Annotated in this window: 8 protein-coding genes, 1 tRNA gene and 1 pseudogene; 6 read left to right on the top strand and 4 right to left on the bottom strand. The window is 38.6% G+C overall.

Annotated elements, in window-relative coordinates; genetic code table 11:
- Together fmt and def are read right to left on the bottom strand one after the other, a co-directional pair.
- Positions 1-930: a methionyl-tRNA formyltransferase gene (fmt, locus tag ACFIN0_RS00420; protein WP_375606154.1), complete on the bottom strand. Its 930-nt coding sequence runs from the start codon at positions 928-930 to the stop codon at positions 1-3.
- The gene (def, locus tag ACFIN0_RS00415; protein ID WP_375606155.1) at positions 930-1,466 is read right to left on the bottom strand and encodes a peptide deformylase; all 537 of its coding nucleotides are present in this window, start codon (positions 1,464-1,466) and stop codon (positions 930-932) included. Before def ends, fmt begins: the two co-directional genes overlap by 1 nt.
- Positions 1,467-1,556: 90 nt before the next feature.
- On the opposite strand from def, the gene ACFIN0_RS00410 reads away from it, so the two are divergent.
- Together ACFIN0_RS00410 and ACFIN0_RS00405 are read left to right on the top strand one after the other, a co-directional pair.
- Positions 1,557-2,738: a DNA recombination protein RmuC gene (locus ACFIN0_RS00410; protein ID WP_375606156.1), complete on the top strand. Its 1,182-nt coding sequence runs from the start codon at positions 1,557-1,559 to the stop codon at positions 2,736-2,738.
- Positions 2,739-2,850: 112 nt separating this feature from the next.
- Positions 2,851-3,438 (top strand): hypothetical protein, encoded by a 588-nt coding sequence (locus ACFIN0_RS00405; RefSeq protein ID WP_375606157.1) that lies wholly within the window; start codon positions 2,851-2,853, stop codon positions 3,436-3,438.
- A gap of 1,661 nt (positions 3,439-5,099) precedes the next feature.
- Here ACFIN0_RS00405 and ACFIN0_RS00400 read toward each other — a convergent pair.
- Both ACFIN0_RS00400 and ACFIN0_RS00395 read right to left on the bottom strand, forming a co-directional pair.
- Positions 5,100-5,175 (bottom strand) — tRNA-Ala (locus ACFIN0_RS00400).
- Between the two features lie 117 nt (positions 5,176-5,292).
- On the bottom strand, positions 5,293-5,676 hold the full coding sequence (locus tag ACFIN0_RS00395; protein ID WP_375606158.1) for a TIGR02300 family protein: 384 nt from the start codon (positions 5,674-5,676) through the stop codon (positions 5,293-5,295).
- A 187-nt stretch (positions 5,677-5,863) separates the two neighbouring features.
- Between ACFIN0_RS00395 and aroA the strand changes: the two genes are divergently transcribed.
- The 4 genes and pseudogenes from aroA to ACFIN0_RS00375 all read left to right on the top strand — a co-directional run bounded on the left by aroA (position 5,864) and on the right by ACFIN0_RS00375 (position 18,464).
- Positions 5,864-7,192 carry a 3-phosphoshikimate 1-carboxyvinyltransferase gene (aroA, locus tag ACFIN0_RS00390; RefSeq protein ID WP_375606159.1) on the top strand — a complete coding sequence of 443 codons (1,329 nt, stop codon included), beginning with the start codon at positions 5,864-5,866 and terminating at the stop codon, positions 7,190-7,192.
- The gene (cmk, locus tag ACFIN0_RS00385; protein WP_375606160.1) at positions 7,189-7,836 is read left to right on the top strand and encodes a (d)CMP kinase; all 648 of its coding nucleotides are present in this window, start codon (positions 7,189-7,191) and stop codon (positions 7,834-7,836) included. Before aroA ends, cmk begins: the two co-directional genes overlap by 4 nt.
- Positions 7,837-7,968: 132 nt before the next feature.
- A complete protein-coding gene (gene rpsA / locus ACFIN0_RS00380) occupies positions 7,969-9,669 on the top strand; it encodes a 30S ribosomal protein S1 (protein ID WP_026500132.1) in 1,701 nt (566 codons plus the stop codon).
- Positions 9,670-9,894: 225 nt separating this feature from the next.
- Positions 9,895-18,464, top strand: a pseudogene (locus tag ACFIN0_RS00375) (GH36-type glycosyl hydrolase domain-containing protein).
- Positions 18,465-18,542: the final 78 nt, after the last annotated feature.

The following is an 18,542-nucleotide window of genomic DNA, read 5'->3' as shown; positions in this document are numbered from 1 at the left end:
TTAAAAAACAGCAGAAATATGAGCGCCTCGCAAGAATGTTGCGCTATCAAGAATTTTACCGCCAGATCTTTGGAGAGAGGTTATTTCTATCCGTCCTTGTCCACAATGAATAATCAAAGAATTTGGTTCTATCCTCCCAATTTCAAAAGAAGCTCCTGTTGTTAAGCGACTTTCAATAATTTTTACGCGTTCTTCTCGTCCACCGATATTCATATTGCACCAGCAACTAGGAGAGGGAGAGAGCGCGCGAATATGCCTATGAATAAACTCTGCAGGTTTTGTCCAATCAATGCGGGTTTCTTCTTTCCTAATTTTGGCTGCATAGGTGATGCCTTCCTCTGATTGTGGGGTCAGTTTAAGTTGTCCTTTTTCAAGAGTTGATAGAGCTTCTATCATAAGTTCTGCGGCTATATTTGAAAGTTTATTTGAAAGCTCAGCGCTGGTGGCGCTATCAGTAATAGGGAGAGAACGAGAAAGAGCAATAGGTCCTGTATCAAGTCCTTCATCCATTTTCATGATCATGATACCTGTTTCCTTATCACCGGCCATAATTGCTCGTTGAATAGGTGCAGCACCACGCCAACGTGGTAAGAGTGAAGCGTGGGCATTAAAACAACCAAAACGCGGTGCTTCGAGAATAGCTTTGGGTAACAGGAGTCCATAAGCCACGACAATAGCAGCATCAACAGAAAGTGCTGCAAATTTTTCTTGTTGTTCGGCTGTTTTAAGTGTTTGAGGCGTAAAGATAGGAATAGATTTTTCTTTTGCTACCGTGTGAACAGCTGAGGGGATTAATTTAAGCCCCCGACGTCCTGCTGGACGAGGGGGTTGACTATAAACAGCGACAACATCATGACCAGCATTCAATAAAGCATGTAAAATGGGAACAGAAAAATCTGGTGTTCCCATAAAACTTAACCGTAATGCCATTACAAAACTGCTTCCTGTGTGTTTTTTTCTTTTGCGCGTTTTTTAAATTTTCGTATCACCATATCGCGTTTGATCTTTGAAATGTAATCAATAAAAAGACGCCCATTTAAATGATCAATTTCATGCTGTAAGCAAGTCGCCAAGAGATCATCTGCTTCAATTTCTGTCTGTTTTCCTTCACGGTCCTGATAGCGAACACGCAGACGTTTAGGGCGTTCAACTTCCGCAAAATAGTCAGGAATAGAAAGACAACCTTCTTTATAAATATTGCGCTCATCTGAAAGCCATAAAATCTCAGGGTTGATAATAACAAGCGGTTTTTTCTGCTCATCTTCAGAATTTCCAGAGACATCCATAACCAACATACGTAGTGGTATACCAATTTGAATAGCAGCAAGACCAACACCTTTAGAATGATACATGGTCTCCAACATATCATCTGCGAGCTTTTGGAGAGCTGAATCGACCTGCTCAACGGGTTTGGACTCTTCCCGTAAAATCGGATCAGGTAAAATAACTAAAGATCTTATTGGCATAAGAAGAGATTAATCAAAGGTTTGTTATTGGTCAATATTGAATAACGGATTCTTGCATTTTTTTACCATAAGAGCGTTATATTACCTTTTATGTTTGATTCGTTTTTTTCTATACTCACTGGTGAGTTTTTTTCTAAATTAATCGTTTTACTTTTATTTACACTTGTCTGTTTGGCATTTTTTATGCTGATACATTCTCATCGAAAAAGAACATTTTTGGAACAAGAAACTGCTGAACGTGCGCGTGAGGCACAAATGCAGATGGCTACCTTGCTAAAAACACAAGCTGAAATGCAAGGGCGAATGCAAACGATGGCGGAAATTTTTGGTCAACGGCAAGCTGAATTGAATAAATCGCTCAGTGAGCAACTCAATGGAATGACAACAAGCTTAGGTCAAACACTTCAGGTACAGACTAAATCCACTTATGAAAATTTGAATCGTTTGCAAGAACGTTTAGCAGTGATTGATGCGGCACAAAATAATATTCAATCGCTTACGGGACAAGTTGTTCAGTTGCAATCCATTTTAAGTAATAAGCAGACACGTGGTACCTTTGGTCAGGGGCGGATGGAAGCAATTATTGCTGATGCCTTACCAGCAAATGCCTATGCTTTTCAGGCTGCTCTTTCCAACGGAAAGCGCCCAGATTGTCTTATTCATATGCCCAATAAAGCACCTTCTCTTGTTGTTGATGCTAAATTCCCTCTAGAGGCTTGGAATGCTATGCGTAAAGCCGCATCAACGCAAGAGCGTCAAGAGGCAGAACGCCAATTTCGTACCGATATGGAAGTCCATATCCGTGATATTGCGCAGAAATATTTAATTCCTGGAGAAACCCATGACACTGCTTTCCTTTTTGTGCCATCGGAATCAATTTTTGCAACAATTTATGAGGACTTTGAGGCATTGGTACAAAAAGCCAATAGAGCCCATGTGATTATTGTTTCACCATCTTTGTTGATGCTCTCTGTCCAGGTTGTACAAACCATTATGAAAGATGCGCGGATGCGTGAACAAGCGCATTTAATTCAATCGGAAGTGGCAAAACTGATGGAAGATTTTGGACGAATGGATATGCGTGTTCGCGCCCTACAGAAGCACTTTTACAAAGCAGGTGAAGATATAGAGGGAATTTTAATATCATCTTCCAAAATTATGAAACGGGCAAATCGCATTGAAACTTTCGAATTAAAAGAAAATTACTCTGAGCCAACAAAAATGACAACATCCGCTCAGTCACAAACATTGCGTTTAGTTGATGAGGAATAACGCAAAACAATTTTCTTAAATATCACAAGTTAGATCACGCTCTTTATTGATTGGTAATCATTTTTTAGTATCTCTATCTTGTTTTATTTCTTAAACGAGAGGAATAGAGAATATGCGACACCTTTTGTTTTTAGGGGCATTGGTGTTTCTGCTAGGGGGCTGTGCAACAACCACTCCCACTCACACAAACAATGCTTGCGCTATTTTAGCACAAAAAAATGGTTTTTTTGATAATTGGGGAAAGGCGTCTCAAAAAGCAGAAATGCGCTATGGGATTCCTATGCCTATTATTCTTGCAACCATTAATATGGAATCAAGTTTTCGTCATAATGCACGTCCTCCACGCAAAAAACTACTTGGTTTTATCCCATGGAAGCGTCGGTCGACAGCTTATGGTTATGCTCAAGCGCTTGACAGTACATGGGCAATGTATCTTCGCTCTACAGGAAAGTCTTTTGCATGGCGTACGAATTTCGCAGATGCTGCTGATTTTGTTGCTTGGTATCATCGCCAAAGTGTTCAACGCAATGGCGTGAGGTTTGATGATGCATATAGCCTTTATTTAAATTATCATATGGGACATGGTGCTTATGCGCGTAGTGGCGGGCATGTCACTGTTGCACTTTCACAGGCAGCACAGCGCATGGCGAGAATATCGAAACTCTATGAACAGCAATTAAAGAGATGTGGATGGCGTTAGGGAGGATTTTGAAAATCTCAATCAGAGAATTGATGTGGTGAAATTATTCGAAAGAAAAAACCCTTATGATATGATAAAATAGTGTCGTTTTTCCGATCGTTCAATGAAATAAATTGTTTCTTTAGAATAAACTCAAGCGACAGAAAGCTTTTGCAATACACAATGTGTTTGAAGATACTCTCGACATTTTTACCTCCTTTGTTTAAAAAATTTACAATGGAAATTATCTTCTATTTAGCGCTGGCATTTCGCATTGGGCTAAGTACCAGATATTATGAAAATTTTAAAATATAATATCATTTTTATTTTCATTATGCGTATTACTGGCTGATTATTACATGAATATTTTCTTTGCTAAGCGTATAAAATAGCAATTAAAACAAATGCAATTCGGGCATTATAAAAAGGGTAAAATATTCGATATAAAAAAACGAGAAATGCATTAAACGAAAAAACGTTATTTTGTATAAAGAGGGCAATACAGTCTTCAAAAGAACTAAGTGTATTTAGTATTGTATGAAATAAAACATACTCGTCCATCCAGTCCATCTTAATTGAAAGAAGTTATCTTATTGTATTGTAAAAACACTCCCGTTTATAGGATGATAAGGTATATGCAACTTTACACACAATGAATACTCAGGGTAGGGAGTATTCAGAGAAAGATTTGTAGCGCCTATGAAGTAACAAGTCAGCCTCCAATGTTGTGATAGCTTTTGCATTTGAGAATATTTATGAGAAGCATTTTAATTCTTTTTCTTAAATGGTTTAAGCATATTGATTTATAAAGATAATATATCGTTATTTATATTAAAGTAAGAATCTCGAATGGCGTAGGGTTTTATCGTTTCAGATCTCTTGAGGTTGAATCAATAAAACCATTGGCTTGCACATAACAAGCACAATGGGTATGTGGATAAGAACTGTGAAAGAAAAGACTAAAAATGTTTTTTATGAACATACATTCTCAAATATAAGAATTTTTGCAACATTAGGGATTGAAAAGTATAATGATGGTACTGCTTTACTCCTACACCTCCAACATCGTTTGTGATGTGTAAGGAAGGAATCCAATTGATTCAATGCGTTATGGCTTATGGTGAGAGAGGTTTATTTTGTTTAGAGTTATCACTTAATAATATAAATAAATTATAATGATAACAATACGTTATTTAAGATTTAACATGCTTCAGTATTGAGTTGGTGAATGCTACTCAAGGGGATAATTTTTTAAATTGCTAGGACATCTGATAAGACTAAAAATATTCAACAAAAGTCCTGCTTCGCAATAATTGGAAAATATATCTTAGTCTTCTATTCCCAAATCTTTGTTTAGGTACTTCCTATCTTTTAAAAGGATATCGATAATCAACAGATTATGATTTTGTAGTGAAGAAGGATTCAAATTTTGTCCTTTAAAATATAAGGTGTCAGTTAAACAGCTCCTTTTTTATTTCTGTGTAAAGCATAAAAAATGATCTCTTTCCATTGTTATGTAAAGTAAAACTTTACAATCCAACAAATAATTAGAAACGCATAATGATAGCATTAAAGCAAGGAACGCGCTACTGGATCAATGGTTACAGAGCACATAAACCTTTTAAATTGATGCACACATCTTTTATTATAATTAATTCCCTTGATAGAACAGTTAGCCCTTTTGGTGGAGCTAAGCGGGATCGAACCGCTGACCTCTTGCATGCCATGCAAGCGCTCTCCCAGCTGAGCTATAGCCCCTATAAAAACAAATTGTCCCAAAAGGACAGTATACAATTCCAGCTTTTCTAGAACGATCAAACTTGAAGATCAAGAAGAATTTACATTTAATGGAAAAGATGTCCTCTTTTACTTCTTTTAAGCATCATCATCATTAGAAACACCGCCTCCGAGAATATCAGTAACGTCATCATCTTCATCGTCACCATCATGAGACAAAAATGTATCATCATCATCATCACCAAGATCTACATCACTATCTTCTAAATCAGGAAGATCGTCATCTTTAGAATCCACATCATCATCTTCAAGAAGCATAAAAGCAGATTTTTCAAGTGCTGTATCAAGCTCTTCAGTATCAACTTCTTCTTCATTATTTGCTTCAGCTGCTGCAACTTCAAAGTAAGAACGCGGATAAGAAATTCCTGTATAGGGCGACACAATAGGATCGCGATTTAGATCGTAAAATTTTTTTCCTGTTTCTGGATCAACACGTTTAGTTCCGAGTTCTTGTTTTGCCATAAGCCGTGCCTCTTTGATTAACTATTATTCCATTAAAAGATAAATTTTATGGTGCTTAATCGAAAAATAATACCTTTGTCAAAGATAAATACACTGTTCCACAGTGATTTTTTCATGACGTCTTTTAAAGCATGTGCTAAAGGATGCACAATTTCATAAAAGTTAGATAGAATTAAATAGAATTTCCATGCAAAAAGCAATCCCTATAACCACCTATAAATCGAGTAGTCTCTCTGGAAAAATTCAAATACCAGGAGATAAATCAATCTCTCATCGCTCTCTTATATTGGGAGGATTAGCAAGTGGTGAGACATATATTCATGGATTACTTGAAAGCGCTGATGTACTCAATACAGCTGCTGCTATGCAAGCTATGGGTGCCTGTATTATTAAAAAAGAAGACTTCTGGATCATACGAGGAACAGGGAATGGTTGCCTTTTAGCTGCACAAAAACCTTTAGACTTTGGAAACGCTGGAACAGGTGCTCGTTTGGTTATGGGAATGGTTGGTCCGTATCATATGAAAACAACCTTTATTGGTGATTCTTCTCTCTCTAAACGTCCAATGGGACGTATCCTTGATCCACTGCGTCTCATGGGGGTTGAAATTGAGGCAACGCGCGACGATCACCTTCCTTTAACGCTTTATGGTCCGAAAATGGCTAATCCGATACGTTACCGTGTTCCAATAGCTTCCTCCCAAATTAAATCAGCAATCCTGCTTGCTGGACTCAACACCGCCGGCACTACAACTGTTATTGAACCAGTTCTGACACGAGATCATACGGAAAAAATGTTAAAAGCATTCGGTGCGCAACTTGAAATAGAAAAAGATAACGAAGGTGCGCGTTTGATTCATCTTAATGGTCAACCCCATCTTACTGGACAAACGATTCATATTCCGGGTGATCCTTCTTCTGCTGCTTTTCCAATTATCGCAGCCCTTCTTGTAGAAGACTCTGATATCACCATTGAAAATGTTTTGATAAATAACTCTCGAATAGGACTTATCGAAACATTGTGGGAAATGGGTGCTCAAATTGAATTTTTGAACCGACGTCAAACAGGTGGAGAGGATGTTGCTGATCTACGGATAAAATCATCGGTCCTTAGAGGCGTTACGGTGCCCAAAGAACGTGCTCCATCGATGATAGATGAATATCCTGCTTTGGCAGTAGCAGCAGCCTTTGCAGAAGGCAAAACAGTTATGCTAGGCATTGAAGAATTGCGTGTAAAAGAATCAGATCGATTGTCTGCTGTTGCTCAAGGATTAAAAATTAATGGCGTAGACTGTGAAGAAGGTCAAGATTTTCTTGTTGTTTATGGAAAAGGTTCTGCCAAAGGTTTGGGGGGTGGGTATGTTGCCACACATCTTGATCATCGAATTGCTATGTGTTTTCTCATTTTTGGGCTTGTGTCAGAAAAACCTGTTACCATTGATGATAAACGAATGATCGCTACGAGCTTTCCAGAGTTTATTCCTTTTATAAAAAAACTTGGGGGGAGAATCGCTTGAAGCCTTTTGTTATTGCTATTGATGGACCTGCAGCCTCAGGCAAAGGAACCTTAGCACGTAAAATTGCTGCACATTATCATCTTCATCATCTCGATACTGGTCTCACTTATCGTGGTGTTGCTTATGCGCTTTTACAACAAAATTTATCTCTTCATGATGAAAGTAATGCTATTATTTATGCTAAAGAACTTGATTTTAATACCTTAAATCCTTCTCTTCTTTCTTCTCATGAACTTGGTGAAGCGGCTTCAAAAATAGCAATTAACCCTGCTGTACGCAAAATTCTTGTCGAAAAACAACGCAACTTTGCTAAAGTTTTGCCCGGCTGTGTGCTTGATGGGCGTGATATCGGAACGATTGTTTGTCCTGATGCCGATATCAAGTTTTATATTCTAGCCAATGTTCAAACACGCGCCAAACGCCGCTACCAAGAGATTTTAAAAAAAGGTGTTCAAGCAAATTATCATGAAATCCTAGCTCAACTTGAACAGCGCGACAGTCGCGATATAACGCGCAAACAAAGCCCACTAAAACCAGCAAAAAACGCCCACTTGCTTGATACGTCAGAATTGAGTATAGAAGCAACATTTGAAATTGCATGTAGTTTTATTGATCCAATCATAAAAATGCATATAATTGGATAAATTCGTCAAGGTGACTTCCGGCCTAGCGCTAACTTTTTTTCCTGTATTTAAGGAAAAAGGCAAGAAGTTGCTTATGTTAACACTAACCTAGCGCTCATACCTTATAATACAAGGTATATATTAGGAGTTCTTATGTCACAATACAATCCCACAACAGCGGATTTTGAAGCCCTTTTAACAGAATCTTTTCAAACTAATGATCTTAATGAAGGATCTGTTGTTAAAGGTCGTGTTATTGCAATCGAAAAAGACATGGCCATTATTGATGCTGGTCTTAAAGTCGAAGGACGTATTCCTCTCAAAGAATTTGGAGCTAAAGCAAAAGATGGTTCTTTGCAAGTTGGCGATGAAGTTGAGGTTTACATTGAACGCATTGAAAATGCGATGGGTGAAGCTGTTTTATCGCGTGAAAAAGCACGGCGCGAAGAAAGTTGGGTCCGTTTGGAGGAAAAATTCAATGCTGGTGCGCGCGTTGATGGAGTGATCTTTAGCCAAGTAAAAGGTGGTTTTACAGTCGATCTTGATGGTGCCGTTGCTTTCTTACCTCGCAGCCAAGTTGATATTCGTCCCATTCGTGATGTTTCACCTCTCATGCATAATTCACAGTCCTTTGAAATTTTGAAGATGGATCGTCGTCGTGGCAATATTGTGGTCTCACGCCGCACTGTTTTAGAAGAAAGTCGCGCTGAGCAACGTTCAGAAATCGTACAAAATCTTGAAGAAAACCAAATCGTTGAAGGTGTGGTGAAAAATATTACAGATTATGGTGCCTTTGTTGATCTTGGTGGGATTGATGGTCTCTTGCACGTTACAGATATGGCATGGCGGCGTGTTAATCACCCATCTGAAGTGCTCACAATTGGCCAAACGATTAAAGTGCAGATTATTCGCATTAATCAAGATACGCACCGTATTTCTCTTGGAATGAAACAGCTTGAAAGTGATCCTTGGGAAAGTATCAGTGTCCGGTATCCGATTGGTAAAAAAATTACGGGTGCTGTTACCAACATTACTGATTACGGTGGTTTTGTTGAAATTGAACCAGGAATCGAAGGGCTGATCCATGTTTCTGAAATGAGCTGGACAAAGAAAAATGTTCATCCTGGAAAAATTCTGTCTACATCACAAGAAGTAGAAGTGGTTGTTCTTGAGATTGATCCTTCTAAACGGCGTATTTCTCTTGGCTTAAAACAAACATTTGAAAATCCATGGGAAGCTTTTGCCAATAAATTTCCTGTCAATTCTCAAATTGAAGGAGAGGTTAAAAATAAAACAGAATTTGGTCTCTTTATTGGGCTTGAAGGCGATGTTGACGGTATGGTTCATCTGTCTGATCTTGATTGGAACCGTCCTGGTGAACAAGTCATTGATACTTACAATAAAGGCGATATCGTTAAAGCTGTGGTTCTTGATGTTGACATTGAAAAAGAGCGCATTTCTCTTGGAATTAAGCAGCTTTCCAGCGATAAAGTTGGAGAAGCAGCTGCTTCTGGCGAATTGCGAAAAGGTGCAGTTGTAACATGCGAAGTGATTGCTGTTAACGACAATGACATTGGTGTGAAATTGATTGACCACAACCTTGAGACAACTATTCGGCGTGCTGATCTTGCGCGTGATCGTGATGAGCAACGTCCTGAGCGTTTCGCAATTGGGCAAAAGGTTGATGCTCGCATCACAGCATTTGATAAAAAAACACGTAAAATTTCAGTATCAATCAAAGCTTTAGAAATTGCAGAGGAAAAAGAAGCTGTTGCACAATATGGTTCTACAGATTCAGGTGCTTCTCTTGGTGATATTCTGGGTGCAGCTTTGAAAAAACAAGAACAAGATTAATCATCAATCATTAAAGTTGATGTTGTTATTAAGGTCACTCATTTTAAGAGTGACCTTTTTATTTTCTAAAGAAATTGTCTACTTATTTTTTAATTATTGCGTCAAAAATTGCAAATGCTTGCAAATAAAAACAAAAAGTTTGTTTTTTGTCTATCAACGGTTCACTATTCAGATAAAATGCTTACAATTTAAATAAAAAACGATGTAATTAAATAACAATGGGACATGGCGTGCATAATATCCTTCATAAAATACTTTTTTCTCAAACAGAGAGAAAAGATCATTTTACTAATACGGATTTTCCTCTTCGTGCAATTTATAAAGTACAGGAAGATCTTTATAATTTAGGGCATGATATAGCTTCTGGTAAAGAAGTTTTACTCCCTGAATATGAGGGAGTAGAAGATTTTCGCAAGAGATTGAATGAAAGTGCTAAACTTATTCTTCATGCCTTTCATACCAGTGATTTTGCTGCCCAAAATGATGAGACCATCGCACCGTCTGCTCAATGGCTCATTGATAATTATTACGCCATTGATAAAACCATACAACAGCTACGCCGTAACCTCCCCAAGTCCTTTATAAAGCAACTTCCTCTTTCTAGACAAAAAGCAGGAATGCCACGAATTTTTATTTTAACTTGGCTTTATATCGCGCATACTGATAGTAGTTTTTCACAAGAAACACTGACTGCTATGATTAATGGATTTCAAGAAGTTTGTGCGCTCACAATTGGTGAATTGTGGGCTCTTCCTTCTGTGATGCAGATGCTGCTCATTGAAAATGTCCGTCGTCTTTCAGTCCGTATTGAAAAAGCGCGGCGTATGCGTCATCTTGCTAGTCAAGTGGCTGATAAAATTTCTCTTGTAGAAAATAAACCGAAACTCCATTCTATTTTTACGCAGTATCAACCACTTACTATTGATCCAACCTTTTCAGCGCATTTATTTTATCGTTTGCGCAGTGCATCTATTGATTCAACCGTAGCATTAACTTGGCTTGAAAAACAATTGGAAAGCCAAGGCAGTAGCTTAGAGATTGCAACAGCCGATGAACACACCCGACAAGCAGCAGATGGTGTGACCATGGGTAATATTATCAGTGCTCTTAAAGCTATAGATGATGTTGATTGGACAGCATGGTTTGAAACAGTGAGTTGTGTTGATTCTATTTTGCGTAAAAATAGTGATTTTTCTGAAATTGATGCTCACTCACGCAATATTTATCGACAAGTCATTGAAAAAGTTTCACGCTTTTCACCTCTTAGTGAACTGGAAGTTGCACATAAAGTCGTAGAAATAGCAAATTCCACTTCTGAAGATACGCCTCATCATTCTTGTGTGGGGTGGTACCTTGTTGATGATGGTCGTGGCATATTTGAAAAGGCTTGTGGATATAGCCCGCCTTTTTTCATAAAATGGACACGCGCTTCCTGTTGCTCAAAATTGAGAGTCATCGCCGTTCCTGTCTCTTTTCTGACGCTCACTCTTTTGCTGGTAATTTACGCCCTTTTACAGCTATCTGGCATGACACAATGGATGTCTTTTTGCTTTACTGGATTGGCGCTTTTTCCTGCTATCGATGCTGCTTTTGCTTTATTTAATACTGTTGTTTCGTGGTTTGTCCCATCAAGACAGCTCATTGGTTATGAATATAAAGAAGGTATTCCCGAACATGCACGGACAATGGTTGTTGTACCTACTTTGATGACATCACGCGATGATATTGATGAACAAGTGCGCAATCTTGAAGTGCACTATCTTTCCAATCCTAAAGGTGCCATTCATTTTGCACTCATTACAGATTGGGTGGATGCTCCATTAAGAGAAACGCAAGATGATCTTGATTTATTACACTATGCGCAAAAGAGTATTGATAAACTCAATGGTCGTTATCCTCGTGATGAACTTCCGCTTTTTTTCCTTTTACATCGCCGACGCCTTTATAATACAAGCGAAAAATGTTGGATGGGATGGGAACGAAAGCGAGGAAAACTTCATGAACTTAATCGACTCTTAAGAGGCGATAAAAACACAAGCTTTTATCCTCCCAATCCACGTCTTTCTATGGATTGCCGTTTTGTTATGACTCTGGATTGTGATACACGTCTTACTCCAGAGAGCGTCACACAACTTGTTGGAAAGCTTAACCATCCACTCAATCATCCCATTTTTGATCCACAAAGTGGAAAGGTTGTAAAGGGCTATAGCATTTTACAACCGCGCATTATTCCTTCTCTTACAACAGAAAAAAAAACATCAATTCTCCAACGCGTTTTTTCTACCAACCGTGGTATTGATCCTTATGTTTTTGCTGTTTTTGATACGTATCAAGATCTTTTAGGAGAAGGCACCTTTATCGGTAAAGGGCTTTATAATATTGATGCATTTGAACGAGCACTTTACGGCAAAATTAAAGAAAATACTGTTCTCAGTCATGATCTCTTAGAAGGAGGATATGCTCGTACTGCTTTTGTAAGTAGCGTAGAAATTATTGAAGATTATCCAACAGCTTATAATATTGATGTTATGCGGTATCATCGCTGGATCCGCGGTGATTGGCAACTTTTACCTTATCTTTTTTTTCCTCGTCAAATAAGCTTTGTAACGCGTTGGAAAATGCAGGATAATTTACGTCGTTCTCTCATGCCACTTATGTGGTTAATCGCAGCATTTTCAGGATGGATTCTTTTGCCATTAAAGAGTGCAATTGTCTGGCAAATATTCTTGTTGTTTAGCTCCTTCATTTCACCCATTCTATGTGTATTAAAAACGTTTGTCTCATCCAATATAGATCATTCTTTGCGTGGACATTTTCAATTAATTTGGAACAAAATTGCTCTTACAAGCGCTGATATATTTCTTAAAACGACGTTTCTTGCGCATTCGGCGTATTTTATGACCGATGCGATTATTCGTACACTCTATCGTATGACGATTTCAAAACAACATCTTCTTGAATGGAAAACTTCTGCCGCAACAAAATCAATACCCAATAGTTTGCGTTTCTATGTTTTTACAATGGCACCAGCATCGCTTTTTGGTATTCTTACTATAGCACTCCCCCTTTTTTCTGATAGTTTTGCAAGCTTGGTTGCTTTGCCTTTTGGGATAGCATGGTTTTTTTCACCCTTCATTGCTTGGATTGTGAGTCAACCTTCAACCTTTCAAGATAGCCTTTATCTTTCTTCAAAAGATGAAAAAAAACTCCGTTCTATTGCACGGCGGACATGGCTTTATTATGCAACTTTTGTCAATGCACAAAACAACCATTTGCCTCCCGATAATTTTCAAGAAGATCCTGAACCTCTTGTGGCTCAACGTACATCGCCTACGAATATTGGCGTTTATCTCCTTTCTATTATTGCAGCACGTGATTTTGGCTGGATTGGTTTTGAAGAGACCATCAACCGTATTGAATGTACATTACGCTCTCTTACAAAAATGGAAAAGTTTCGTGGTCATCTCTATAATTGGTATGAAACGGATACACTCAGGCCTCTTTTACCTACTTATGTATCAACCGTTGATTCAGGAAATCTTGCCGGTCATTTGGTAACACTCTCTTCTGCTTTAAGTGAATGGGCTGAAAAACCTCATATTTTTTTTCAAAGTGACCGAGAAGGCTTATCGGATGTTCTTGCTATTCTTGAAGAAACTGTCAGAGAAATTCCAGATCATCAACCCAGTTTACGATCTTTACGCCAAAAAATCGAAGAAAACATCACTCGTTTTCATGACTCTGTCTTCACTTTTATAGAACAAGAAAATACGGTCCCTTCTCACATCATAGATCTTTCACTTGCAGCCCACGATATTGTGCACTTAGTCGGTGAACTTGACCACAAAATTCAAACGATAGAATCTGCTGGTGCGCTTTCTTGGGCTAAATGCCTTATCGACACCTGTAACGCTCATCATAATGATGCGACTGCTCATTGTGATACTGAAAAATTAAGTAAAAAACTAAACAGGCTGGCTATAATGGCACGGCAAATAGCCTTTGATATGAAATTTGACTTTTTAGAACAGCCTAAACGGCATCTCTTATCCATAGGATATCGTGTTCAAGAAAACAAACTCGATGAAAATTGTTATGACCTACTTGCTTCAGAAGCACGTCTTGCAAGCTTTTTTGCCATCGCAAAAGGAGATATAAAACTTAAACATTGGTTTCGTCTTGGTCGACTTCTCGTACCCATAGGTGGGAAAGGTGCACTCCTATCATGGTCTGGATCAATGTTTGAATATCTTATGCCATCTCTCGTAATGCATGAACCTTTAGGATCTCTCCTAGATCAAACAAATCGATTGATTATTCGTTGTCAAATACAATATGCCCATAAACGGGAATTGCCATGGGGTATTTCAGAAGCCGCATTTAATGCTCGCGATCATTTAATGAACTATCAATATGCTCATTTTGGTGTTCCAAGTCTCGGTCTCCAACGTGGACTCTCACGCAATGCTGTCATTGCTCCCTATGCCAGTCTTCTAGCGGCACAATATGCACCTTCTTGCGCTGTCGCTAATTTAAAACGACTCCGTGATCTTGGAGCTTTAGGGACATATGGTTATTATGACTCTATTGATTTTACTCCTTCACGCGTGAAGATAGGGGAAAAATACGCCATTGTACGCAATTATTATGCGCACCATCATGGCATGTCTATCCTTGCTCTTAACAATGTTATTTTTCAAGGGCGAATGCGTGATCGTTTTCACAGAGATCCCGTTATTGAAGCAACACAATTGCTCTTACAGGAAAGAGCGCCTCATCTCATTCCTATTATTCATACCAAAGCTGTTAATCGTATGCGCAATAAGTCTCAAGCATTTGACGCTGCCCTTTTGCGTATTATTAAAAATCCGTTGCTCAAACCACGAGCAACTTTACTTTTGTCTAATGGCTCTTATTCTACCATGTTAACAGCTAATGGTTCTGGTTACAGCCGTTGGCACGATTATGCGATTACGCGCTTTATTCCTGATGCAACAGAAGATCAACAAGGTACTTTATTCTTCTTACGTGATACGCATAGTGGACGCTGGTGGTCTGTTACTGGTGAACCAACACGCGTTATTGAAGAAGAAGCTATCAGCATTTTTACAGATGAAAAGGCTGAATATACAAAAATAGTTGATGGTATTAAATCAACACTTGAATGTCTTATTACATCTGAAGGATGTGGTGAAGGGAGACGTCTTCAACTGATGAATACGACAAATAAAGATCGACTCATTGAAGTTACCTCTTATGGTGAACTGGCACTCGCAACAATGGACGTAGATAGAGCTCATCCTGTTTTTTCTCGTATGTTTATAGAGACAGAAATTGCTGAGGAAGGCAAAACAATTTTTGCCAAAAGGCGTAAACGCTCACCTAGCGATCCTGATATTCATATTGCTCATTTTGTTTCTAGTACAACAGATACTCTCCAAGAGACAGAAGCTGAAACAGATCGCTCTCTGTTTATTGGTCGGGGGCGATCTATTCATCGTCCCGCTGCATTTGACCAAAATACTCGTTTTAGTAATAGTCAAGGTTGTGTTCTTGACCCTGTTATGTCATTGCGATGCCGTATAAAAATTTCAGCCCATGAAAAAGCAGAACTTATTTTTTGGACTTTTGCTGCTCATACAAAAGAAGCGCTAAATAATCATATTAAACATTATCGACAACCTGATATGTTTCAAAAAGAACTTTCAATGGCATGGACGCACTCACAAGTCGCACTGTATCAGAGCGGAACCCAGCTTAAAGAAGCTATTATCTATCAAAAATATGCAACACCGCTTATTTATCCAGACCGCACATGGCGTCTTCCTTCTGAAATATTAGCAAAAACGCTAGGAAAACAGTCTGATCTTTGGCCCATGTCTATCTCAGGAGACAATCCACTCTGTCTTCTTAGGTTAAATAACGAGGGAAATATAGCTGTACTGCGCGAGCTCCTTAAAGCACACGAATATTGGCGTATGCGTGGACTCATTGTTGATTTGGTCATTCTTAATGAACAAACATTTTCCTATATACAAAATACACAACGCGCTCTTGAGTGGGTCTGTGAATCTTATTATCACCACACGCAAAAAACAGATGAACGCCAACATATTTTCATGCTTCGACGCGATCAAATGAGTGAACAGAGTTTTAAAACGCTTCTTGCATCAGCGCGTATCGTTCTTGATGCCCAAAATGGCTCTTTATCTGAACAACTTAAACGGCTTGATGAGAATGATTTTAATCTCACAATTCATAAAAATTATCAAGAATCTTATGATCAATTAGACTTGCCAAGATATAACGAAGGACAGCAATTTACAACACAAATTGAACAAAATCTTTTTTCTTCCATTGGTCTTATTAGCCAACAAAAACCATCCTCTTTTCTCCCAAATGGAGAAGATCTAAGATATTGGAATGGTTACGGTGGTTTTAATCAGCATAATCATTATGTAATACGTCTTCATGGACGTACCAATACACCGCATCCGTGGATTAATGTCATTGCTAATCACAGGTTTGGTTTTCATGTCTCTGCTGAAGGTGCAATTTTTACTTGGGCTAACAATAGCCGCGATTATCAACTAACTCCTTGGGCGAATGATCCAACGTCTAACCGACCAGGAGAAGCACTTTATTTGGTTGATCGCCAGTCTTTAAAACGTTTCTCACCCGTTTCTACTGTTGAATGTGACGAAAATATTGTCTATGAGGCGTGTCATGGGTTTGGATTCTCAACTTTTAAATCAACACATTCAGAAATCGCATTAGAACTGACCCATACACTTGATCCTGAAAAACCTATTCGCTTTTCACGTCTTATCCTTACGAATGAAGGGAAAAAACCACGCAGTTTACGCCTTTATAATTATGTTGAATGGGTTTTGGGAAATGTCCGTACAAAATATGCCCCCTTTATTGTTTCCTCTTATGAGGCTAGATGGGGTGCACATTTTATTCAAAATCCCTATCACATCGAGAAATATCAACAAGTTACATTTTTATCAGCCTCCGAAATGCCAACCAGTACGACCACCAATCGCGCTGAATTTATCGGTGCAACGGGAACCGTAACACATCCAAATGCGATCCATAAAGCTGGTGCTCTTTCGAATACCATTGCAGCAGGATGTGATCCTTGTTCAGCATTTGCCTATGATATTGATCTTTTGCCAGGGCAAACAAAAGAAATCATCTTCTATCTTGGCAGTGCTGAAAATAGGCAAGAAGCTGAAAAACTACTTGATCAAGCACGTGCAAGCGATTTTGAAATTCTGCTCACAAAACAAAAACAACAATGGAGTGATTTTGTTTCTCCTTTCCAAATCAAAACACCTGACTCTTCTTTTAATCTTATGGTCAACCATTGGCTTCCCTATCAAATTTATGCATGCCGCATCATGGCACGCGCAGGCTTTTACCAAGCGAGTGGTGCATTTGGCTTTCGTGATCAGCTACAAGATAGCTTGTCTTTGTTATTGCTGGAACCACAATTGGCTCATGACCAATTGTTAAATGCTACAGCGCACCAATTTCTTGAAGGGGATGTGCAACATTGGTGGTTGCCTGACACAAATGCTGGTGTTCGTACATACATTTCTGATGATATCGTTTGGCTTGCATATGCAACAGCTCTTTATGTCAATACCACTGGCGATGATGCCTTTCTTGATACGCTCATTCCTTTTATTGAAGGTGATGTTCTCAAAAGTGGGCAACAGGATGCTTATTTTCAACCCACCCAATCCTCAAAGGTTACAACAGTTTATGAACATTGTGCTTTAGCTTTAGACCTTGCCATTAAACGCTGCGGACCACATGGTCTCCCTCTTATTTTAGGTGGGGATTGGAATGATGGCATGAATTTGGTAGGTGTGGAAGGAAAAGGCGAAAGCATTTGGTTAGGATGGTTTCTTGGGTACACATTACAAGCATTTATCTCTTTAGCAAAAAAACGTGGTGACAATAGCCATATGCAAATATGGAGTACGTATCTTGAACATTTAACAAAATCCTTAGAGAAAAACGGTTGGGATGGTGCTTGGTATCGACGTGGTTATTTTGATGATGGAACACCTCTTGGCTCTAAAATCAATGATGAATGTCAAATTGATACCATTGCTCAATCTTGGGCTGTCATTTCTCAAATGGCATCGCCTGAACGTCAAAAACAAGCAATGACATCAATGCTAAAGCATCTCTATGATAAAAAAGGTGGACTCATTCGCCTTTTTTGGCCGCCTTTTGATAAAAGTACACTCGAGCCTGGTTATATAAAAGGTTATCCTCCAGGAATTCGAGAAAATGGTGGTCAATACACGCATGGTGCCATTTGGAGTATTTTAGCATTGGCTGAAATGGGACAAAACGATGAAGCTTATGCTTTATTTTCCGCGATTAACCCTATTAATCATGGACAAGATCCTGAAACTTATCGTGTTGAACCTTATGTGATGGCGGCAGATATTTATGCTGTTGAACCACGATGTGGTCAAGGCGGTTGGACTTGGTATACGGGTTCAGCTGGTTGGTTTTATCGTGCCGCAACACAAGCGATTCTTGGAATACAGCGTCAGGGAGACCTATTGTTTTTGCAGCCACATTTACCCTCTATTTGGCCAAAATATGAAGCAACAATGAAGTTTTATGATGCCGTTTATAGCATTAAAGTAAAATGGGGACCTAAAAATATGCTCTATGTTAATAGCAAAGAATATACCGAATTTCATACAGGGATAAAGTTACAAAAAACAGGTCAGCATGAAATTATACGTATTGTCAAATCTTAAAGATGAAAGATGAAAAAAGAGAGCAGACTTTTTATTCTTGTTCAAAACTGTAGAGTTGTTATATTGCACCGCCTATAT

Origin of the sequence: Bartonella sp. AA89HNZF (assembly GCF_042196905.1) — a bacterium.
GTDB lineage: Bacteria > Pseudomonadota > Alphaproteobacteria > Rhizobiales > Rhizobiaceae > Bartonella.
The sequence above is the reverse complement of the archived record's forward strand: the minus strand, read 5'-3'. Positions and strand labels throughout refer to the sequence as shown.

Coding starts and splice junctions, on each gene's coding strand:
- ACFIN0_RS00405 (WP_375606157.1), top strand. CDS start 2,851: ATGCGACACCTTTTGTTTTTAGGGGCATTGGTGTTTCTGCTAGGGGGC.
- def (WP_375606155.1), bottom strand. CDS start 1,466: ATGCCAATAAGATCTTTAGTTATTTTACCTGATCCGATTTTACGGGAA.
- rpsA (WP_026500132.1), top strand. CDS start 7,969: ATGTCACAATACAATCCCACAACAGCGGATTTTGAAGCCCTTTTAACA.
- fmt (WP_375606154.1), bottom strand. CDS start 930: ATGGCATTACGGTTAAGTTTTATGGGAACACCAGATTTTTCTGTTCCC.
- ACFIN0_RS00410 (WP_375606156.1), top strand. CDS start 1,557: ATGTTTGATTCGTTTTTTTCTATACTCACTGGTGAGTTTTTTTCTAAA.
- aroA (WP_375606159.1), top strand. CDS start 5,864: ATGCAAAAAGCAATCCCTATAACCACCTATAAATCGAGTAGTCTCTCT.
- ACFIN0_RS00395 (WP_375606158.1), bottom strand. CDS start 5,676: ATGGCAAAACAAGAACTCGGAACTAAACGTGTTGATCCAGAAACAGGA.